This window comes from Caulobacter sp. 17J65-9, from assembly GCF_010975005.1.
Classification (GTDB): domain Bacteria; phylum Pseudomonadota; class Alphaproteobacteria; order Caulobacterales; family Caulobacteraceae; genus 17J80-11.
The window spans coordinates 19,084-39,950 of sequence record NZ_JAAIVC010000005.1 but is presented as its reverse complement, the minus strand read 5'-3'; the positions used below and the strand labels follow the sequence as shown (position 1 = coordinate 39,950).

Below are 20,867 nucleotides of genomic sequence, written 5' to 3'. Positions count from 1 at the left end.
CGTCCAGGTTCCTTACGCGAAGGCGGCGCAATAGCGGGCGTAGTCGTCCGCGGTGGTCAGGTCGGTGATCAACGGGTCCTTGGAGCCGGCGAACTGCTTCTCCACCGTCACGTCGACGGAGATGGAGAAGAACAGGATCTCGATCTCGACCGTCAGGGTGGCCTGGCCGTACAGCCGCGCCTCGTCGCCGGCCTTCTCGTAGGTCAGGCCCAGGTGGAAGGTCAGCGACACGGTGATCAGGCCCAACACCGACAGGTGCCCGCCCATCTCGACATAGGCCTCGAGCTCGACCCGCTCCTTGCCGCTCTCGTCCACCCAGTGGAAGTAGAAGCCGCCCTTGACGTAGACGCCGCCCGAGGCGACCCCCAGGTCGATCGAGATCTGCGCCCCGAACTCCAGCGCCGCCTCGACCTCGCGCACCCCGCCGGTGTCGACCGCCAGCGCCACGAAGCCGCCGCCGCCGAACAGCGAGACGGTCAGGTTGAACGGGCTCTCCCGCTCGGCGAAGTTGAAGCGGGCGTTGGGCTTGCCGCCCATGAACGGCAGGTTGAAGGCCGCCCCGATCATCACGTTCTGCAGGGTCAGAACGCCGATGGCGATCGGCGGCAGGGTCAGGCTGTAGCCGGCGTTGATGCCGGCCGGCGTCACCGACAGGCCGACCGGATCGGCGAAGCCGTCCGACGGGATCAGCTCGCGCAGCTTGTTGACGAAGCTGAGCGGCCCGCCGAACTCGACCCCGTGCTGTGGGTCCAGGTCGACGTCGACCTTGGGCTTGCGCCCCGGCTCGGCCGAGAAGGCCAGGTTGACGAAGTGGATGATCAGGCAGCCGAACAGGTTGATGCGGAAGTGGGTCAGCGACCCGTCGACCCGCGTCTCCGCCGCCTTGCCGTTCAGCCAGATGGTCGAGCTGGAGCTCAGGCTGAAGACGTTCTTGCCCTTGATCGGCTTGAAGATCTCGTCGATCGGCGCGGGCGGGTCGAGGTCCTTCTGCTCGAACTCGAACTTCGCCTCGATGCGGTCGGGGAACTGCACCTGCGACAGGCGCGGGATCTCCGTGCCGGTCGCCTCGGCCGCCAGCGCCACCAGCTTCAGCACCTTGCTGAGCGGGAAGGCGCCCAGCAGCATGACGTCGTCGGGAATGAAGTCGGCGGGGTTGAACTCGCCCTTCAGGAACTGGGCGGCCGAGCCGACCGCGTCGGCGCCGCCGCCGCCCGGATCGCTCTTGCCGCCGACCGCGCCGTATTTCCGCGACAGGGCGCTGGGCGCGAAGTTGGGCGAAATCAGACCGCCCAGCTGCTCGCTAGAGCCCGCGCCCGCCTTGGCCACCAGGTCCAGGAACACCTGGCCGGCGTTCGACCCGCCGAACTGCTCGCGCAGATAGGTCGGGTTGAAGCTGACCGCGCGCGCCCCGACCGCGCCGGTCATGGCCTCGACCGCCCGCAGCTTCACCTCGGCCCCGTCCAGGCCCGGATAGAACAGCGGCGCGGTCGCCGACATGCCCTCGGTCGAGGTCGCGCCGGCCCCGCGGAAGGTCACGCTGGAGGCCGGCATGTGCACGTCCTCGGCCCCGGCCTCGCCCGGAGCCATCTGCACGGTCTGGCCGCCCAGGGTCCGCTTGCGGCGGTTCAGCTGGTTTCCCGCGTTGTAGAAGCCGGCGATGGCCGCGACCTTGGCCGCCTCGGCGTTCAGCTGGTCGGAGACGAACATCATCGGCAGGTCGAAGCCGATCCGCCGCCCGGCCGCGTCCACGCCTGAGATCTTGAAGGCCATGTCGCCGTCGGCCGTGGTCGGCCAGAAGGCCTGCCGCACCAGGTCGGGGCTGCCATAGAAGCCGACGTCCAGCGCGTTGGGCGCCCCGCCGGTCGGCTTGCCCGGCTGGTTCAGGTCGGGCGTGACCTCGGTCAGCACGTCGATCTGCTTGAACGGCAGGTCGTAGCCGCCGAACGCCTGGTTGGCCCCCGGATAGGTGCGGGTCTTCTCGCGCACGATGATGAAGCTGCGCTGGCGCAGCATCGCCACCCGCCCGCCGTCGCTCTGGGTCTCGAAGACCCGCTCGGTCTCCTTGACCAGCGAGGCGGCGTGCCCGGTCGGGAACAGGAAGCCGGCGTAGACCACCCGCACGTAGTAGTCGCGCGCCTGGGCGGTCTTGTGCTTCCAGGCCTCGATGTCGCTGCCCTTGGGCCGCACCTGCCAGGCGCCCTCGGCGTCCAGCCAGCCGCCCAGCGCCGACAGCATCAGCCGCTTGGCCCGCGACGGGCGGGGGATGAACTTCTTCCCGTCCAGCGTCTTGGCCGCGTAGTCGGCCATGTTGAGGACCAGCATCTTGCGGTCCTGGCCGGTCAGGGCCCAGACCGCGTTGGTGTCGGTCAGCGGCGTCTCGTAGTCGGGCGACCACAGGGCGCGCACCGGCTGGGCCGCCCGGTCGTCGACCGTGCGCTGGCCGGGCAGGGGACTTTCGCGCCGCGCGCCCAGCCGCGAGTGCCACAGCTCGATGCGCCCGCCGTGATTGACCGGCAGGGTCTGGTGGTCGAAGCCGGCGCCCGGCAGGGGCGACTGGATCAGCCGCCAGGGCAGCTCGATCTGGGTGGTCTTGTCGGCCGGCTCGTGCGGCTTCTGGTCGAACAGCACGAAGGACTGGTCGCCGACCGTGGTCATGGCCGAGGCCTCGACCAGGCCGCGCACCGAGGCGGTCTGCTCCGGAGTCAGCCTGGCGCGCACGCCCGCCCCGCCGGAGCTCATCGTTGCGGCGTCGACCTCGCGCGCGATCAGGGCGTCGATCGCCGCGTCGTCCAGCGGCTTGCCGCCGCGCGCGCCCGCCAATATCCCCGCGGCCACCTTGCTGCTGGCCGTCTCCAGGGCGGGCTTGAGCTTGTCGCGCGCCCCCACCGGCAGCGAACCCGCCAGCACGGCGGTCGCCGCATCCAGCGGTACGGTGAAGCGGCCGGCGCGCACCGCCTCGGGCGGCGCCGGACGAGCGGCCGGATCCAGCACCAGCGGCCAGGTCCGGCAGGCCTCGAGGATTCCTTCCAGCGTGCAGGGCAGGTCGGCCTGGCCGGCCGGCATGCGCACGACCACGCGCGAACGCCCGGCCAGGCGCGAGGGCGCGGGCGTGGTCGGCAGCGGGTTTTCGTCGCCGGGCGCGGCGTAGGGCGCGCCGGTCTTGTCGACCGCCGTGTTCGAGGCCTGGCCCGAGGTCTTCCAGTAGGCCTGCTCGGCTATGGCCTGGGCCGGGTGGTCGACGATCAGAAGCGCGTCGCCGCCCGAGCGCACCAGCCGCCCGGCCGAGCGCTTCAGGCCGACCGGCTCCACCTCCAGCACGACCATGTCGTCGGGGCGGACCACGAACATCCTGTCGGGCAGCTTGGGCCTGTCGTCGCGCCGGCGGCCCAGATTGCTCAGATCGATGGTGACCTGCGGCCCGCGCCCGCCGGGAATGCCCGGAACGGGCCGCCGCCCGCCGCCGCCGCCCGGCGGCGTGCGCGAGGGCGTGCGGCTCTGCGCGGCGGCCGAAGTGGCCGCGCCGGCAGCCAGGATGGTCAGCACGCGCCGGCGGTTCAGCCGCAGGATGCGCAGGGCCTCGGAGACCGAAGTCGGTTCTCGGGCGTCGTGTTCGTCGGCCATGCTCCCCCCCGGACGCAGACGCGAACGCGGGAGCCGACCGCCGGGCCACTACCGGCGACGAACACCAGCCGGTCCGACAGGACCGCACCGGCGAGCCCCCTACGCCGGCGGCTAGAGGAGAACGCCGTTAGGCGGGGGTGTCAATTGGGGGGCAGAGTCATCAGGCGGCCTCAGGAGGAGAAAGTGCGCCTTTTGGACCCCCAGAAACGACATAGCTCACTACTTTGGTAGCGACTTTCATTCTCTCAACGAAATTATTGAGATCCAATCCCTCGCTTCTGAAGCGCTCAATCGCAACAAGCGACATCTCGTCACCAACCCACGAGATGCCGTCATCACGCAACGTCGGCACCAACTGAACTTTGACGCAATAGGCAAGGCTGAACGCCCCTAACGGGACTACCTGGATGTATAACAGGTGCTCTCGGGAGTCCTCGCGCACGTCTGATATCAGTGGCGTTTGAAAGCTGGGCGGATTCAACGTCCGTGGAGCGTCTTCAATTAATCGCAATATGTCGATAGCGTCCCAAGCTTCGACTACGTCAGATATGCGCAGCTTTGTATTTGGGGCACCGGCAATCTTGAAATAGCGGGTAAGCGTCGACGCGAGTTTGGAAAGTTCGCGCCAACCCGCGCTGGATTCTTCATCGAATGTCGCCGAAATGGTGCCGGCGAGCGCAGTCTTCGTCTTTTTAGGCACGACCTCGATGCGTAGCGGGCCCTCCGTCAAGAGCGCGACAAACGAATAGAAATCACGCCAGTCCTCCGCTCTGAGCACACGCGACTCGATTACTTCACGATGCATTCTAAGATTGATCGATAGGTCAATTTGCTTTTCTGATATACCAGTCGCGCAAAGAATCAGTTTAAAAAGATCGGTCTCAAGCAAAAATTTTACACGTTCTGGCCCCGCAACTTCCTTCGGGACTCCAAACATTTTACCTTTGAAGATGATAGGCTCATCAAGCAATTCCCGACGAAGCTTAATCCGGCATTCGTCGAAAGCCCGTGGTTGAAATTCTAGGACCGTGGCACCTAAAGGAAGATCCGGAATCGGGAGAGAGATTCCGAAGCGCTTCTCAAATCCTCCATGAATATCTGCATTGACGGGCTTCAAGCCCAAGAAGGCGTCAATAATATCGTCGCGAGTTGTGGCCGTTATGGTTGCGCTAAAATGCAATCGGTCTGAGCCAAATCCTAAGGTCTCAAGCTGTTTTTGTTTTCGCCCGGCGTAATCAAACAGAGATGGGCCGACGCATTTTTCCACAAACGTCCGGAAGGCCGGCCCTGTAGCAGAAATAGGCTCGCCCCACTTGGAGATGGAGAAGGTAAACTCGACCTTGTTTGGTTTTTTTGCCTCTTTTTCGCACTCTCGAAGCTTCCTCAAGATCAGCTCAAGGAACTCGCCCTCAACGTGTATAACGCTCGCGCCCACGAAATCGAGGGTGTCCGAAACGGTCAACACGTATATGAATGACGGCCGATGGTCCTTGGCTAGACGCTCTACAGACGACAGCCGAACTCGGATGCTATCACCGCCCGACCAGTGGGTTTTGACTTGGGCGTAGCAGGAAATTGGGGACGGTCGGCGGTCTAGGCTTAGTCCCGCTTCCTTGTGCGCCGGCCAGTCGACCACATAGTCCCAGCCAGTCCGGTCCCAGTCTGCCTTGTTAGGAACGAGCTCGGCGTCAACACAAAGCTCTGCAAACCGCTGCTCACCCTTTTTCCCAAGGGCATCGGAGTTTAAACGTCGGGTCACGGCGCCCCCAGCACCTCAATTCAACCGCGCTTAATAAAAACTCTGCTCCTAGAGTTGCAAGGGCTCCGGCGCCGACACTTGCCGGGTGCCGATCTTCTTTTCACTGCAGCGCTTGTCACGGGGCGGTATCTGAAGTGAGAAAGGCCCTAGTCCCCTCTTCACGGCCCCCCGGCCACCGCGCCAACGACGGCCATGGCCAGCTCCTCCAGGTCGACGTCGCCGCTGACCACGAGGTGGCCTTCGGGGCGTTTTTCGACCTTCAGGCGGGCGTCGGGCAGTTCGGCCTGGCGGGTGAGGTCGTAGAGGATCGCGTCGCGAACCTTGTCTTCCATGTCCATGGGCCGCTCCTCTGGCGCGGGACGCGCGTCAGAAGAAACGGCGCAGGGGCGGGGAGGTTCGCGGGCGCGGCTTCAGCCGAACACCATCCAGGCGACGGCGGCCAGCATGAGCAGGCCCAGCGCCACGATCACCCAGATCATCATGGGCGGCGGGATCGGCCGGGGCTGGCCGGACTTTTCGACCGGGCCGGCGCGCTTGATGGCGTCGCGTTCGGGCTTCACCACTTAGGCCTCCGACGGCTTTCGCCGTCAGGAGAACGGGCGCCGCGCGGGGAGGTTCTTCACACCCCGCCGCGCATCAGCCGCCGGCACAGGTCGTCCAGCTGCTCCAGCGTCGTGTAGCGGATTTTGAGCTCGCCCTTGCCGTTGCGGTCGTCCAGCACGACGTCGAGGCCCAGCGCGTCGGCCAGGTCGCTCTCAAGCGCAGCGGTGTCGGCGCTCTTGGCGGCCGGGTTGGAGCCCGGGCGGGGTTCGCGGCGGGGGCGCTCGGCCGCCTCGCGCGACAGGGCCTCGGCCTGGCGCACGCTGAGGCCGTCCTGGATGACGCGCTCGGCCAGGGCGGCCGGGTCCGGGGCGGTGGCGATGGCCCGCGCGTGGCCGGCGGACAGGCGCCCGGCCAGCACGTGGTCGCGCACGGCCTCGGGCAGGGCCAGCAGGCGCATGGTGTTGGCGACGTGGCTGCGGCTCTTGCCGACGACCTGGGCGACGGCGTCCTGGGTGCGGCCGAACCGCTCCATCAGGGCCTTGTAGGACAGCGCCTCTTCCATCGGGTTGAGGTCGGCGCGCTGGACGTTCTCGACGATGCCGATCTCCAGCACCTCGAGGTCGTCGAGATCGCGCACGATGACCGGCACGGTCTTCAGCCCGGCCTTGTACGAGGCGCGCCAGCGCCGCTCGCCGGCGACGATCTGGTATTCGCCAGGCGTCAGCGGGGAGGGGCGCACCAGGATCGGCTGCAGCACGCCCTTTTCGCGGATCGAGGCGCCCAGCTCTTCCAGCTCGGCCTCGGTGAAGATCTTGCGCGGCTGGTCCGGATTGGGGTGCAGCAGCTCGATCGGGAACTCGCTGGTCGAGCCCGGACGGGCCGGCGCGGCGACCTGGGCGGCCTCGTCGGCGGCCATGACGGCCTCGGCGGCCTGCTCGCCCAGCAGGGCCGACAGGCCGCGGCCCAGGCCTCGTTGACGTTCCGACATGGCTTACTCCGGTGGTCTTCTTGGTCTCAGAGCGCGGTCAGCGCTCAAACGTAATCACGCGGCGGCCAGATCAGGCGGCCGATTGGGCGGCGGCGGCGGCGCGGCGCTTGCGCTCGCGCACGACGACCTCCTTGGCCAGCTTCAGATAGGCCTGCGAGCCGGCGCACTTCAGGTCGTAGATCAGGGCTGGCTTGCCGAAGGACGGCGCCTCCGAGACCCGCACGTTCCGCGGTATGACCGAGTCATACACCTTGTCCCCGAAGTGGGCCCGCACGTCGGCGGCGACCTGGGCGGACAGGGAGTTGCGGCGGTCATACATGGTCAGCACCACGCCCTGGATCTCCAGGCGCGGATTGAGGCTGCCGCGCACCAGTTCGACCGTGCGCATCAGCTGGGACAGGCCTTCCAGGGCGAAAAACTCGCACTGCAGCGGCACCAGGACCGCGTCGGCGGCGGTCATGGCGTTGACAGTCAACAGGTTGAGCGACGGCGGGCAATCAATCAACACATAGGTAAAACCCGGGTGTGACCGGTCTTCCCGGACCTGCTCCAGGGCGTCGCGCAGACGGAAGCTGCGGCGGTCGGCCTGGCTGAGCTCGATCTCGATGCCCGACAGGTCGGCGTCGGAGGGGATGATCGACAGGCCCGGCACCGAGGTCTCGACCGCGGTCTCGGCGATCGAGGCGCCGTCGACCACCACGTCGTAGATGGTGGTGCGCCGCACGGTCTTGGGCACGCCAAGACCGGTCGAGGCGTTGCCCTGGGGGTCCATGTCGACGATCAGCACGCGCTCGCCGACTGCGGCCAGCGCGGTGCCGAGGTTGATGGCGGTCGTGGTCTTGCCCACGCCGCCCTTCTGGTTGGAGACGGACAGGACGCGCGGGGCGGCGCGGGTCTCATTTCGCACGGGACAGTCTCCGGATGCGGACCACGCGGCCGCGTGGATCGCTGAGGGAGGAAAGGAGCTCGTCGTCGAAGCTCCACGATTTCCTGGCTTCGTTCAATTCGGCGGCCACGTTTTCCCCCTTCAAAAACAGGCCCTGGGCGCCGTTTCGGAAGTAGGGGAGGGCGAAGCCGAGCAGCTTGACCATCGGGGCCATGGCCCGGGCGGTGACCACGTCGGCCTTGAGATTCAAGGCTTCGGCGCGCGCGCAATGCACCGTGGCCGGGAGGTCGAGGGCGGCCACCACCTCGTCGAGGAAGCGGCAGCGCTTGGCCAAACTGTCCACAAGATGCACGCGCGCGCCGGGCTCGCCCTTGAGCAGGATCGCCAGCACCACGCCGGGGAAGCCCGCGCCGGCGCCGAGATCGGCCCACACGCGCGCGTCGGGCGCGAGATGGAGCAGCTGGGCGCTATCCAGCGCGTGGCGCGACCAGAAGTGCGCGACGGTGGCCGGGCCGACCAGGTTCATGACCTCGTTCTTCTCGGCCACCATCAGGCGGAAGCGCTCGAGATCGGCCAGGCGCGCGGACGTCGCACGTGGCCCGACGGCGCGCGCGAAGTCGTCCTGGGTGAAGGGCGCCGGCTCAGGCCGCGGCGTCGCCGGACTTGCGGTCATGTTTGCGGACGTGAGCGAGAAGGGCGGTCAAGGCGCCGGGCGTGACGCCCTCGATGCGCGCGGCCTGGCCGAGGGTGAGGGGACGCACGGCGTGGAGCTTCTCGCGGCACTCGTGGCTGAGGCCGCCGATGGCGCGGTAGTCGAGATCGGCCGGCAGGCGCAGCTCTTCTTCCTTGCGGAAGGCCTCCGCGTCGGCGGCCTGGCGGTCGAGATAGCCGGCGTAGGCGGCGTCGATCTCCACCTGCTCGGCCACCTCGCGCGACCAGCCCGAGATCTCCGGCCAGACGGCGGCGAAGCGCTCGAGCGAGGCGCCGGGGTAGGCGAGAAGCTGAAGAAGTGAGCGGCGCTGGCCGTCGGCGTTGACGTTGAGGCCGACGTTGCTGGCTTCCTTGGGCGTCAACATCCAGGCCTTGGCCTGCTGGCGGGCGGTCGCCAGCGCTTCCGCCTTCTGGGCAAAGGCTTGCGCGCGCTCTGACTTGACCACGCCGAGCTCGACGCCGCGGGCGGTCAACCGTTGATCAGCGTTGTCGGCGCGCAGGCTCAGCCGGAACTCGGCCCGGCTGGTGAACATGCGGTATGGCTCGGTCACACCACGTGTGACCAGGTCGTCGATCATGACGCCGAGATAGGCCTCGTCGCGGGCGAAGGTGGCGGGCTCCGACCCCGCGGCGGCCAGCGCCGCGTTCATGCCGGCGACCAGGCCCTGCGCGCCGGCCTCCTCGTAGCCGGTCGTGCCGTTGATCTGGCCGGCCAGGTACAGGCCCGGCAGGCGCTTCACCTGCAGGGTCGGGTCCAGTTCGCGCGGGTCGACGTAGTCGTATTCGATGGCGTAGCCGTAGCGGCGCACCTGGACCTGCTCCAGGCCCGGAATGGTGCGCAGGAAGGCGTCCTGGGTCTCGGCCGACACCGAGGTGGAGATGCCGTTCGGATAGACGGTGTCGTCGTCCCGGCCCTCCGGCTCCAGGAAGATCTGGTGCGAGGTCTTGTCGGCGAAGCGCACCACCTTGTCTTCGATCGAGGGGCAGTAGCGCGGGCCCCGGCCCGACAGCTTGCCGCCATAGACCGCGCTCTCGCCCAGCCGCTCGGCGATGATCCGATGCGTCTCTTCGGTCGTATAGGTGATGCCGCAGGCGATCTGCGGCACGCGGATCTGGTCGGTCAGGAAGGAGAAGGGCACCGGCTCGGCGTCGGCGTCCTGCATCTCCAGCTGGGCCCACGCGATGGTCGAGCCGATCAGGCGCGCCGGCGTGCCGGTCTTCAGCCGGCCCATCATCAGGCCCAGCGCATAGAGCCGGTCCGACAGGCCGATCGACGGCTGGTCGCCCACGCGGCCGGCCGGGATGCGCTCCTCGCCGCGGTGGATCACGCCCTTCAGGAAGGTGCCCGTGGTCAGCACGACCCGGCCCGCACGATAAACGTCGCCCGTGGCGCCGACCGCGCCGGCGACCACGCCGTCCTCGACCAGCAGATCCTCGACCGCCTCGGCGCGGACTTCCAGGCCGGGGTAGTTGAGGATCTCGGCCTGCATGGCCTCGCGATAGAGGCGGCGGTCGATCTGGGCGCGCGGGCCGCGCACGGCCGGGCCCTTGGAGCGGTTCAGCAGGCGGAACTGGATGCCGGAGACGTCGGCCAGCCGGCCCATCAGGCCGTCCAGGGCGTCGATCTCGCGCACCAGGTGGCCCTTGCCCAGGCCGCCGATGGCCGGGTTGCACGACATTTCGCCCAGGGTCTCGATCTTGTGGGTCAGCAGCAGGGTGCGCGCGCCCGTGCGCGCCGCCGCCGCGGCCGCCTCGCAGCCGGCGTGGCCGCCGCCGATCACGATCACATCCCAGGACGACGCCAACGCATGCTCCGGACAAAAACGCCCCCGACGGGCGGGGGCGGGCTCAGGGCTCTCTTGGCTCTCTATATAGCAAGGCGGCGCGGCCCCGACCACCCGCGGGGGTGGTTAAGAGGGACGCAGCGGGGCTGTTTCACGTGAAACATGGCCGTTGGAGAGGGCCGTGAGCGGCTCTCTCCTCCCCTGTGAGGCGCAGCTGAACGGGGGAGGGGGACCGCCGAAGGCGGTGGAGGGGGCGAGCCCCCGCCCCAATCTTTCCCTAACGTCTATATCGCGGTCCGCCCCCTCCACCATGCTTCGCATGGTCCCCCTCCCCCGCTGCGCAGGGGAGGAGAGGGGCTTCACTTCCCGATGCAGAAGCTGGCGAACACCACGTCGAGCACGTCTTCGGCGTCGACCCGCCCGGCCACACGGGCCAGGGCGCGGGCCGCCAGGCGCACGTCCTCCGCGGCCAGCTCCGGCCCGAGGTCCAGGGCCAGGCGCGCGCGGTCCAGGTGGGTGCGGGCCTCAGTCAGCCGCGCGCGGTGCCGTTCACGGGTGACGGCCGGGAAGTCGGCGCCGGACAGGGCGTCGGACACCCGCGCCGCCAGCGCGGCCTCAAGCGCGTCCAGGCCTTCGCCGCTGTCGGCGCTCACGTGCAACAGCTCCGCCCCGCGCTCGGCGATGGCGTCGAGCACGCCCGGATCCGGCACGCCGCCGAGGTCTGCCTTGCTGAGCAGGGCCAGGTCGCCGCCACGGATCAGCTCGGCGCCCTCGCGCCACAGCTCGCCCGGGGCGGCCGGGTCGATCACCCAGAGACGAAGCGCCGCCGTATCGGCCCAGGCCCGGGCCCGGCGCACGCCTTCGACCTCGACGACGTCCTCGGTGGCCCGGACGCCGGCGGTGTCGGCCAGCAGGGTCTTGAAGCCGGCCAGGTCGAAGGTCGCCTCCAGCACGTCACGCGTGGTGCCGGCGATCGGGGTGACGATGGCCGCCTCCCGCCGGACCAGCCGGTTGAACAGGCTGGACTTGCCGGCGTTGGGCGCGCCGATCAGGGCGATGCGGTAGCCGTCGCGGACCCGCTCGCCGCGGGCGGCGTCGGCCAGGGCGGCGTCCAGCTCGCCAATCAGGGCGTCGATGCGGGGCACGGTGCGCGAGGCCAGGCCGCCGGGCAGGTCCTCGTCGGGGAAGTCGATCTCGGCCTCGAGCAGGGCCAGGGTTTCCACGATGGACAACCGCCAGGCCTCGTAGCGGCGGCCCAGGGCGCCGTCGAGCTGGTCGAGGGCCTGACGCCGTTGCGCCTCGGTCTCGGCGTCGACCAGGTCAGCGACGGCCTCGGCCTGGGTCAGGTCCAGCTTGCCGTTCTGGAAGGCGCGCCGGGTGAACTCGCCGGCCTCGGCCGGGCGCACGCCCAGGGTCCCCAGCACGTGCGACACCGCCTCGACCACGGCGCGCCCGCCGTGCAGGTGCAGCTCGGCGGAATCCTCGCCGGTGTAGCTGCCGGGCCCCGGGAACCAGAGCACCAGGGCGTCGTCCAGGCGTGCGCCATCGGGCCCCCGAAGCGTGCGCAGCGATGCGCGGCGGGGCGAGGGCAGGGCGCCGGCCAGCATCTTCAGCGCACGGTCGGTGGCCGGGCCGGACAGACGCACGACGGCGACCGCCGCCCGGCCGGGGGCGGTGGCGAGGGCGAAAACGGTGTCGGTCACTGGGGGATCAAAGCTTGTCGGTCTGGCCCGTCGCTGCCGCGGTCATCATCTTGCGGAACTGCTCCTGGGCCTGCAGGCCGTAGCTGGTCCAGGTCTTCATCAGCTCCTCGGGCTGCAGCCGGTGCATGTTTTCGTCCATGCGCCGCTGCATCTCGGCCACCAGGTGGTCGTTCAGCGGCGCCACGTTGGGCAGGCCGAGGAAGGCGCGGGCCTCCTCCGGCGAGCAGTCGATCTCGATCTTGACTTTCATCCGTCCCGCCTCGTCCATTACCGACCCGTGTTCGGGCGCTCTCCCGCCCGACGCCGATCCTCCCCAGCATACGCCGAAAGGACGACGCATGGCCGCCGACCGCATGACCCTGACCACCGCCGACGGAGCCTTCTCCGCCTACGTGGCCCGCCCGGACGGGCAGGGGCCCTGGCCCGCCGTGGTGGTGATCCAGGAAATCTTCGGCGTCAACGCCGTCATGCGCGGGGTGTGCGATCGCCTCGCTTCGCAGGGCTATCTGGCCGTCTGCCCGGACCTGTTCTGGCGGATCGAGCCGGGGATCGACATCACCGACCACTCGGAAGCGGAGTGGAAGAAGGCCTTCGCCCTCTACAACGCCTTCGACGTCGACAAGGGCGTCGAGGACATCGCCGCCACGATCGCCCAGGTCCGCGCCTCGTTGGAGTGCGACGGCAAGGTCGGCGCGGTCGGCTACTGCCTGGGCGGCCTGCTGGCCTTCCTGACCGCGGCCCGCACCGACAGCGACGCCACCGTCGCCTACTACGGCGTGGGCGTCGAGAACCACCTGGGCGAGGCCGAGAAGCTGGCCCACCCGCTGATGATGCACATCGCCGAGGAGGACGGCTTCGTCCCCAAGGACGCCCAGGCCCGCATCGTCGGCGCGCTGAAGAACCACCGCTGCGTGACCATCTTCAGCTATCCGGGGCGCGACCACGCCTTCACCCGCACCGGCGGCCAGAACTTCCACGCCGAGGACGCCGCCGTGGCCAACGGCCGGACCGGGGAGTTCTTCGCCAAGCACCTGAAGTGAGTAGCGCCCGGTCCGACCGTCAGTGTTTCACGTGAAACAGCGACGCTCCGATCCATCCACCGAATTGTCCCCAGTCTGTTGAAAACTCGGGCTTTGCGGCGGGATTGGGGCGGGTAGGGCCGGTATGGCTGGTCTTCTCCTCCCCTGCGGAGCGGGGGAGCAGAGCACCCCCACCAACGAAAAAGGCGGCCCCCGCGAGGGAGCCGCCTTTTCTGTTTCCGCCTGGCCCGTGGGTCAGGTGTTCATCGACTGGAAGAACTCGCCGTTGTTCTTCGTCTGCCGCAGCTTGTCGAGCAGGAACTCGATGGCGTCCTGCGGTCCCATCGGGTTGAGGATCCGGCGCAGGACGTAGGTCTTCTGCAGCTGGTCGCGCGGGGTGATGAGCTCTTCCTTGCGGGTGCCGGACTTGAGCACGTCGATGGCCGGGAAGATGCGCTTGTCGGCGACCTTGCGGTCCAGGACGATTTCCGAGTTACCGGTGCCCTTGAACTCTTCGAAGATCACTTCGTCCATGCGCGAGCCGGTGTCGATCAGCGCGGTGGCGATGATGGTCAGCGAGCCGCCCTGTTCCACGTTGCGCGCGGCGCCGAAGAAGCGCTTCGGGCGCTGCAGGGCGTTGGCGTCGACACCGCCGGTCAGCACCTTGCCGGAGGAGGGGACCGTCGTGTTGTAGGCGCGGCCCAGACGCGTGACCGAGTCCAGCAGGATGATCACGTCGCGCTTGTGCTCGACCAGGCGCTTGGCCTTCTCGATGACCATCTCGGCCACTTGCACGTGGCGCGTCGCCGGCTCGTCGAAGGTCGAGGAGATCACCTCGCCCTTCACCGTGCGCTGCATGTCGGTGACTTCTTCCGGGCGCTCGTCGATCAGCAGGACGATCAGGAACGCCTCGGGGTGGTTGGACTCGATCGACTTGGCGATGTTCTGCAGCATCACCGTCTTGCCGACCCGCGGCGGCGCCACGATCAGACAGCGCTGGCCCTTGCCCAATGGCGAAACGATGTCGATCACCCGGCCCGACCGATCCTTCAGGGTCGGGTCCTGGATCTCCATGTTCAGCCGCTCGTCCGGATAGAGCGGGGTCAGGTTGTCGAAGTGGACCTTGTGGCGGACATTCTCGGGGTCCTCGAAGTTGATCGCGTCGACCTTGACCAGGGCGAAGTAGCGCTCGCCCTCGCGCGGGCTGCGGACCACGCCGTCGACCGTGTCGCCGGTGCGCAGGCCGAAGCGGCGGATCTGCGAGGGGCTGACGTAGATGTCGTCGGGGCCCGGCAGGTAGTTGGCTTCCGGGCTGCGCAGGAAGCCGAAGCCGTCCTGCAGCACTTCCAGAACGCCCGAACCCGAGATCTCCGCGCCTTCGTCGGCGAGGGTCTTCAGGATCTGGAACATCATGTCCTGCTTGCGCATGGAGCTGGCGTTCTCGATGTCGAGCGCTTCAGCGAAGGCGAGCAGGTCGGTGGGCGACTTCTCCTTCAGCTCCTGCAGCGACATGCGCTGCGGGGTCTGGAAGGCGGCGGCCTCCGACTCGGACTCGGTCTCGAGGACGGATTCGTCGGTCATGGGATCACTCGGGCCTTGGGTAGCCGGGCGCTGAGACCCAGCCGGTAGAACGAACGCCTCGCGGCGCGGGAGGGGAGAGGTCGACCTGGTCGAACGTGCGACACGGGTCTGAAGAGGAGGGCAGCGCAGGACGAGCCTACGCCTCAGCATCAGCGAAACCACGCAGCGCGGTCTGCGTCAAGCGGGCCTTTAGATGGGGCGGCTCTCCTCCCCTGCGAAGCGGGGGAGGGGGACCACGCGAAGCGTGGTGGAGGGGGCGAACAACAAGCTGAAGATCAGTCAGAGCTTAGCGCGCCGGCCCGCCCCCACCACCGCCTTCGGCGGTCCCCCTCCCCCGTTCCACTGCGTTTCACGGGGGAGGAGAGGAGGCTTAACGCCCGAACTCCAGCGTCACGGCCAGCACCATCACGATCGCCGCCAGGAACGGCAGCTCGTTGACCATGCGCCAGTACTTTTCGGACTTGGTGTTCTCGCCGGCGGCGAAGCGCTTGCGGGCCTTGGCCAGGTAGTGGTGCCAGCCGGTCAGGAACAGCACGCCGGCGAACTTGGTGATCAGCCAGGGCGCGTGCCAGAGCGTCGGATCGCCGCTGATGCGGATCCAGGCCAGCGACAGGCCGAAGATCCAGGCCGCGACCATGGCCGGGTTCATGATGATCTTGAGGAGCTTGGCTTCCATGGTCTGGAAGGTCAGGTCCATCTCCGAGCCCGGCGTGGCGCGGGTGTGATAGGCGAACAGCCGCGGCAGGTAGAGCAGGCCGGCCATCCAGGCGATCACCGCCAGGATGTGCAGGGCTCTGAGCAGATCGTACCAGTTCATGCGGCCTTCTCCCCCGCCGGACATTTGCACAATTGCGACCCGCACCAGCGTCCGCCGGCGGCGGTCTGCGCGTCCTCACCCCGGCCGAGCGCGGACAGCGTCACGTGCGACAGGGCGTCGATAAAGGCGGGCGCCACGCCCAGAGCCGGCGCGCGCAGATAGACCTCGACGCCGGCCGTACGGGCCAGCTCGCCGTACTCGTGGTCGAGCTCGACCAGGGTCTCGACGTGTTCGGAGACGAAGGAGATCGGGCTGATCAGCACGCCGACGCCGTCGCGCGCGGCCTGGCCGATGGCTTCGACCGTGGACGGACCGATCCACTTCAGCGGCCCGACCCGGCTCTGGTAGCAGACCTGCCAGTCCCACGACCCGCCCAGCCGCTCGGCCACCGCGGCCGCCGTTCGCTCGACCTGGGCCTGGTAGGGATCGCCGGCGGCGATGACCTTTTCCGGGAGGCCGTGGGCGGAGAACAGCAGCCGCACCGGCTCGGGCCGGCCGGCCTTGTCCCAGGTCGCCTGGATCAGCTCGGCGTGGGCCTCGACCAGGCCGTCGGCGTCCGGATAGCAGCAGACCGTCCGCACACGTCCGGGCCCGCGATAGGCCGCGGTCCAGGCCTTCAGCGACGAGGCCGTCGTGGTGGTGGAAAACTGCGGATAGAGCGGCAGCAGCACCACCTCGTCCGGACCGAAGGCTTCGACCGCGCGGGCGGCCGCCTCGGTGAACGGCTTCCAGTAGCGCATGGCGATGAAGGCGCGGACCTCGTCGCCGGGCAGGGCGGCGCCGAGCGAGGCTTCCAGCGCGCGGGCCTGCGCCTCGGTCTCCGGGAGCAGGGGCGAGCGGCCGCCCATGATCGCGTAGTTGGCCTGGGCCGACTGCTCCCGCCGGCCGGCGATCAGCTTCGCCAACGGCGTGCGGACGACGCCCGGCAGGCTGATGATCGCCGGGTCGTTGAACAGATTGAACAGGAACGGTCGGACGGCCTCGGGCCCGTCCGGGCCGCCGAGGTTGAACAGGACGACGGCGATGCGTCGCCCGCCGCTCATCGCGAACCCGCTCCGGTGATCCGCTTCAGCACCTGTTCCACGTGCGGGATCGGCGTGTCGGGCAGGATGCCGTGGCCGAGGTTGAAGATGTACGGCCCCTGACCCCAGGCGCCGAGCAGCTCTTCGACCCGGGCGTCCAGCTCAGGCCCGCCGGCGCGCAGCAGCAGCGGATCCAGCGCGCCCTGGATGGCGACCCTGGCCTGCACGCGCTTGCCGACCTCGAGCGGGCACGCGGTGTCGAGCGCCACGGCCTGGACCGGCACGGCGGCGGCGTACTTTTCGGCCGAAGCGGCGGCGCCGCGCGGGAAGCCGATCAGCGGGGTCTCCACGCCCAGCTCGCGCAGGCGGGCGACCAGCCTGGCGTGCGGCTTGATGACCAGCCGCTCGAATAGCTGATCCGGCAGACCCTCCGCCCAGCTCTCGAAGATCTTCAGCGCCTGGGCGCCGGAGCGGGCCTGCATGGCCAGATAGTGCGCGCTGGCCTCGACGAGCACGTCGAGCAGGGCGTCGACCTCTTCCGGACGCTCGTAGGCGAACCGCCGGGCCGAGGCGCGGTCTTCCCGACCTTCCCCGTCCAGCATGTAGGTCGCCACGGTCCAGGGAGCCCCGCAGAAGCCGATCAGGGCCCGTTCGGGCTCCAGGGCCTCGCGGACCCGCGACAGGGTCTCCCCGACTACGCTGAGCGCCGCGCCGGCGTCGGCCGTGCGCTCCCGCATGCTCTCGATCGAGGGCAGGGCGCCCAGGCGCGGACCCTCGCCGGTCTCGAAGCGCACGTCCTGGCCGAGCGCTTTCGGGATCAGCAGGATGTCCGCGAACACGATCGAGGCGTCGAACGGATAGCGCCGCATCGGCTGCAGCGTGGCTTCCGCGGCCATCTCCGGGTTCAGGCAGAACGATACGAAATCCGGGGCCTTCGCCCGCAGAGCCCGATACTCGGGCAGGTGACGGCCGGCCTGGCGCATGAACCAGACGGGCGGACGTTCGGTCGTCTCGCCGGAGAGGACCCGAAGGAGGAGGGGGGCTTGGCTCATCGGAGGCCCTTAAACCCCCGAAGGCTTCACGGCTCAAGCCTCCCTCTCTTCTCCTTCATAAGAAAGAATCTTGAAGATTGAAGGAAGAGGTTGGGCAGGGGGTCGTGGGGACAACCCGCGCTGTCCCGCCGCCATCCGACCATCGAACAGGAGTCATTCACGGGGCCCCGTTTGGGTCAGCGGCGCCCTGTGGACTCTGGGGACAATTAACGTTTCGTTAGGAATTGGAAGGGGTCTGGCCCTTGCCGGCCCTAAGCTCGGCCTGGGGGTCGTTTACGAAGACTTAACCATGTCCACAGCCAAGCCGTGGATGACCGACGATCGCTAAGAACGCGTGGAGGATTCCGTCCCCTGGCGCCCGCTATCCACCACGGCGCCTTGGCGCCCGCCTCGAGGTCGGGTTTTCTCCACAGCGCTCCACAGATCCGGGGCGAAAGGTCCTCAGCACTTGCCCACAGTTTCAGCGCAGAAATTCGCGACCTACTTCCACGTTCACCTCGTCTCGGACTCCACGGGCGAGACGCTGAACGCCATGGCGAAGGCGGTGATCGCGCGGTTCGACGGGGTGATCCCGATCGAGCACATCTACGCCCTGGTGCGGTCGCGAAAGCAGCTGGACCGGGTGCTGCAGGAGATCGAGGCCGCTCCCGGCGTGGTGCTGCACACCATCGTCGACAAGGAACTGCGCATGGCGCTGGAGCACGGCTGCCGCGAGATGGAGATGCCGACCATCGCGGCGCTCGATCCGCTGGTTGCGGCGCTGTCGCGATATCTCGGCGCCTCGCTGTCGACCCGGGTGGGCGCCCAGCACGCGCTCGACCACGAGTACTTCAACCGGATGAAGGCGCTGGACTACGCCATCAGCCACGACGACGGACAATCGGCCGCCGAGCTGGAAGAGGCCGACGTGGTCCTGGTCGGCGTCAGCCGCACCTCCAAGACCCCGACCAGCATCTACCTGGCCCATCGCGGCATCCGCGCCGCCAACGTGCCGCTGGTGCCGGGCGCCGAGCCGCCGGCGGTGCTGTTCCAGCTGAAGCGGCCGCTGATCGTCGGCCTGACCGTTTCGCCCGACCGGCTGGTGCAGATCCGCAAGAACCGCCTGCTCAGCCTGAACGAGGGCCGCGAGAGCGCCTATGTCGACATGGAGGCGGTGCGCGAGGAGACCGTGCGCGCCCGGCGCATGTTCGAACGCTACGGCTGGCCCGTGATCGACGTCAGCCGCCGTTCGGTGGAAGAGACCGCCGCGGCCGTGCTGAACCTGCTGACCGCGCAGCGCACCGGCAAGGTGGGGCTGCTGGCGTGACCGACCTGATCCTGGCGTCGAAGAGCGCCGCGCGTTCCGCCCTGCTGGCCGGCGCGGGCCTGACTTTCGAGACCACCGGCGCGGGCGTCGATGAGGACGCCTTCAAGCTGGAAGCCCTGGCGAGAGGGGAGGGGCCCCGGGACGTCGCCGTCGGCCTGTCGGCGCTGAAAGCGCTCGCGGTGTCCGAGCGCCGGCCCGGCCTGGTGATCGGGGCCGACCAGACGCTCGATCTCGGCGGCGTCACCATCGACAAGGCCGAAAGCGTCGAGGAGGCCCGTGCTCGCCTGAAGGACATGCGCGGGCGGGTCCACCACCTGCACTCCGGCGTCGCCGTGGCGGAAGAGGGGAGGGTGGTCTGGTCGACGGTGGGGACCGCGACCCTGTCCGTGCGCGACTTTTCCGACGCCTGGCTGGACGGCTACCTGGCCCGCCAGGGCGAGACCATCCTGTCCTCGGTCGGCTGCTACCAGCTGGAAGGGGAGGGGGTGCAGTTGTTCGACCGGATCGAGGGCGACTACTTCACCATCCTGGGCCTGCCGATGGTGCCCTTGCTGGCCTTTCTGCGTGAACGCGGGCTGGTGCAGGCATGAGCGTGCGTCCGACGGGTGCGGCCCGCGTCGCCGGCGTGGTCGGGCGGCCGATCGCTCACAGCCTGAGCCCGGTTCTTCATACGGCTTGGATTGAAGCCGCCGGCCTCGACGCGCTCTACGCGCCCTTCTCTCCCCAGGACGAGCCGGCCTTCGAGCGGCTGGTCCGGGGCTTCCGCGGCGGCGTGATCGCCGGCCTGAACGTCACCGCCCCGTTCAAGGAACGGGCCCTGGCCCTGTCGGACGAGGCCGACGCGGTCGCCATCCGGGCCGGTTCGGCCAACCTGCTGCTCTTCCATGAGGACGGCCACGTCGAGGCGCGCAGCACCGACGGCTTCGGCATGATCTCAGCCTTCGCCGAACAGGCGCCGGACGTCGACCTGACCGCCAGGTCCGCCGTCGTCCTGGGCGCCGGCGGCGCGGCCAAGGCGGCGGTCGCGGCCCTGCTCGACGCCGGCAGCCCGGAGGTGCGGGTGGTCAACCGCACCATCGCCCGAGCCGAGGAGCTGGTCTTCGCCTTCGGCGAGCGCACCCGCGCCTTCGCCCTGGCCGACGCCGAGCGCGCGCTGGACGGCGCGGGCGTGCTGGTCAACGCCGCGGCGGCTGGGCCGGTGCTGGCGCTGGACTACCTGCCCGAAGGCGCGGCGGTGATGGACATGACCTACCGGCCGCTGAAGACCGCCCTGCTCCAGGCGGCCGAGGCGCGCGGCCTGCCGACGGTCGACGGGCTGTCCATGTTGATCAACCAGGCCAAGCCCTCGTTCGAGGCCTTCTTCGGCCAGGCTCCGCCGGGCATCGACGTGCGCGCCGTGGCCCTGGAGGTGCTGAAGTGATCGTGCTGGGCCTGACCGGCTCGATCGGCATGGGCAAGTCGACGACCGCCATGATGTTCATGGAGGCCGGCGCGCCGGTGTGGGACGCCGACGCCACCGTCCACAAGCTTTACGCCCCCGGCGGCGCGGCGGTCGCGCCGGTCGAGGCGGCCTTCCCGGGCGTGACGAAGGACGGCGGGATCGACCGCCCGTCCCTGTCCGCCCAACTGCACGCCGAGCCGGACGGCTTCCGCCGGCTGGAGGCGATCGTCCACCCGCTGGTTCAGGCCGATCGCCAGGCGTTTCTGGCGCGGGCCGAGGCCGGCGGCGCGGGCGTGGCCGTGGTCGACATTCCCCTGCTGTTCGAGACCGGCGCGGCCGACCTGGTCGACGCCGTGGTGGTGGTCACCGCCCCCGCCCACGTCCAGCGCGCGCGCGTACTGGCCCGGCCCGGCATGGACGAGACCAGGTTCGCCGCCCTGCTCGAGCGTCAGACCCCCGACGCCCACAAGGTGGCCCGCGCCGACTTCGTGATCGACACGTCGGAAGGCCTGGATGCCGCGCGCGAACGGGTGCGCGAAATCCTGGCCGAGGTGCAGGGGCTGCCTCACGAGCTCTAAAACTCGCCGTCATCCCGGCCGGACGCCCCGCGACGCCAGAACGTCTTCACGGCAGC

At 69.0% G+C, this 20,867-nt stretch carries 18 protein-coding genes and 1 pseudogene; 5 read left to right on the top strand and 14 right to left on the bottom strand.

Annotated features, from left to right (window positions below):
• Positions 1-12 precede the first annotated feature (12 nt).
• The 10 genes from G3573_RS01975 to G3573_RS01930 all read right to left on the bottom strand — a co-directional run bounded on the left by G3573_RS01975 (position 13) and on the right by G3573_RS01930 (position 12,245).
• Positions 13-3,621: a hypothetical protein gene (locus G3573_RS01975; RefSeq protein ID WP_163259169.1), complete on the bottom strand. Its 3,609-nt coding sequence runs from the start codon at positions 3,619-3,621 to the stop codon at positions 13-15.
• Between the two features lie 160 nt (positions 3,622-3,781).
• A complete protein-coding gene (locus G3573_RS01970) occupies positions 3,782-5,380 on the bottom strand; it encodes a hypothetical protein (RefSeq protein WP_163259168.1) in 1,599 nt (532 codons plus the stop codon).
• A gap of 158 nt (positions 5,381-5,538) precedes the next feature.
• Positions 5,539-5,718, bottom strand: coding sequence for a hypothetical protein (locus G3573_RS01965; RefSeq protein WP_163259167.1), 180 nt, complete (start codon positions 5,716-5,718; stop codon positions 5,539-5,541).
• Between the two features lie 72 nt (positions 5,719-5,790).
• Complete coding sequence (locus G3573_RS01960) at positions 5,791-5,943, bottom strand: hypothetical protein (protein WP_163259166.1); 153 nt, start codon at positions 5,941-5,943, stop codon at positions 5,791-5,793.
• Between the two features lie 56 nt (positions 5,944-5,999).
• Positions 6,000-6,911, bottom strand: coding sequence for a ParB/RepB/Spo0J family partition protein (locus G3573_RS01955; RefSeq protein WP_163259165.1), 912 nt, complete (start codon positions 6,909-6,911; stop codon positions 6,000-6,002).
• Between the two features lie 70 nt (positions 6,912-6,981).
• Positions 6,982-7,818 (bottom strand): AAA family ATPase, encoded by an 837-nt coding sequence (locus G3573_RS01950; protein ID WP_163259164.1) that lies wholly within the window; start codon positions 7,816-7,818, stop codon positions 6,982-6,984.
• Complete coding sequence (gene rsmG / locus G3573_RS01945) at positions 7,808-8,470, bottom strand: 16S rRNA (guanine(527)-N(7))-methyltransferase RsmG (RefSeq protein WP_163259163.1); 663 nt, start codon at positions 8,468-8,470, stop codon at positions 7,808-7,810. Before rsmG ends, G3573_RS01950 begins: the two co-directional genes overlap by 11 nt.
• A complete protein-coding gene (gene mnmG / locus G3573_RS01940; RefSeq protein WP_163259162.1) occupies positions 8,439-10,313 on the bottom strand; it encodes a tRNA uridine-5-carboxymethylaminomethyl(34) synthesis enzyme MnmG in 1,875 nt (624 codons plus the stop codon). Before mnmG ends, rsmG begins: the two co-directional genes overlap by 32 nt.
• A gap of 338 nt (positions 10,314-10,651) precedes the next feature.
• The gene (mnmE, locus tag G3573_RS01935; RefSeq protein WP_163259161.1) at positions 10,652-11,995 is read right to left on the bottom strand and encodes a tRNA uridine-5-carboxymethylaminomethyl(34) synthesis GTPase MnmE; all 1,344 of its coding nucleotides are present in this window, start codon (positions 11,993-11,995) and stop codon (positions 10,652-10,654) included.
• 7 nt (positions 11,996-12,002) lie between these two features.
• Complete coding sequence (locus G3573_RS01930; protein WP_163259160.1) at positions 12,003-12,245, bottom strand: DUF6489 family protein; 243 nt, start codon at positions 12,243-12,245, stop codon at positions 12,003-12,005.
• 88 nt (positions 12,246-12,333) lie between these two features.
• Here G3573_RS01930 and G3573_RS01925 point away from each other — a divergent pair, with 88 nt between their 5' ends.
• A complete protein-coding gene (locus G3573_RS01925; protein WP_163259159.1) occupies positions 12,334-13,035 on the top strand; it encodes a dienelactone hydrolase family protein in 702 nt (233 codons plus the stop codon).
• Positions 13,036-13,269: 234 nt separating this feature from the next.
• On the opposite strand, the pseudogene rho reads toward G3573_RS01925, so the two are convergent.
• From rho to hemE, 4 genes and pseudogenes are all read right to left on the bottom strand, one after another.
• Positions 13,270-14,526, bottom strand: a pseudogene (gene rho / locus G3573_RS01920) (transcription termination factor Rho); the annotation flags it as partial.
• A 439-nt stretch (positions 14,527-14,965) separates the two neighbouring features.
• Positions 14,966-15,412 (bottom strand): CopD family protein, encoded by a 447-nt coding sequence (locus G3573_RS01915; protein ID WP_163259158.1) that lies wholly within the window; start codon positions 15,410-15,412, stop codon positions 14,966-14,968.
• Positions 15,409-16,455 carry a ferrochelatase gene (hemH, locus tag G3573_RS01910; protein WP_163259157.1) on the bottom strand — a complete coding sequence of 349 codons (1,047 nt, stop codon included), beginning with the start codon at positions 16,453-16,455 and terminating at the stop codon, positions 15,409-15,411. The genes G3573_RS01915 and hemH overlap by 4 nt, the downstream gene beginning before the upstream one ends.
• Complete coding sequence (gene hemE / locus G3573_RS01905; RefSeq protein ID WP_163259156.1) at positions 16,452-17,486, bottom strand: uroporphyrinogen decarboxylase; 1,035 nt, start codon at positions 17,484-17,486, stop codon at positions 16,452-16,454. Before hemE ends, hemH begins: the two co-directional genes overlap by 4 nt.
• A gap of 448 nt (positions 17,487-17,934) precedes the next feature.
• Between hemE and G3573_RS01900 the strand changes: the two genes are divergently transcribed.
• Genes G3573_RS01900 through coaE form a run of 4 tightly spaced genes read left to right on the top strand, consistent with a single transcriptional unit; the run spans position 17,935 to position 20,811 of the window.
• Entirely contained in the window at positions 17,935-18,792 is an 858-nt protein-coding gene (locus G3573_RS01900) for a pyruvate, water dikinase regulatory protein (protein ID WP_163259155.1), read from the top strand.
• Positions 18,789-19,382, top strand: a complete 594-nt coding sequence (locus G3573_RS01895) for a Maf family protein (protein ID WP_163259154.1) — start codon at positions 18,789-18,791, stop codon at positions 19,380-19,382. The genes G3573_RS01900 and G3573_RS01895 overlap by 4 nt, the downstream gene beginning before the upstream one ends.
• Positions 19,379-20,212 carry a shikimate dehydrogenase gene (locus G3573_RS01890; protein WP_163259153.1) on the top strand — a complete coding sequence of 278 codons (834 nt, stop codon included), beginning with the start codon at positions 19,379-19,381 and terminating at the stop codon, positions 20,210-20,212. Before G3573_RS01895 ends, G3573_RS01890 begins: the two co-directional genes overlap by 4 nt.
• Entirely contained in the window at positions 20,209-20,811 is a 603-nt protein-coding gene (coaE, locus tag G3573_RS01885) for a dephospho-CoA kinase (protein ID WP_163259152.1), read from the top strand. Before G3573_RS01890 ends, coaE begins: the two co-directional genes overlap by 4 nt.
• The last annotated feature ends 56 nt before the right edge of the window (positions 20,812-20,867 follow it).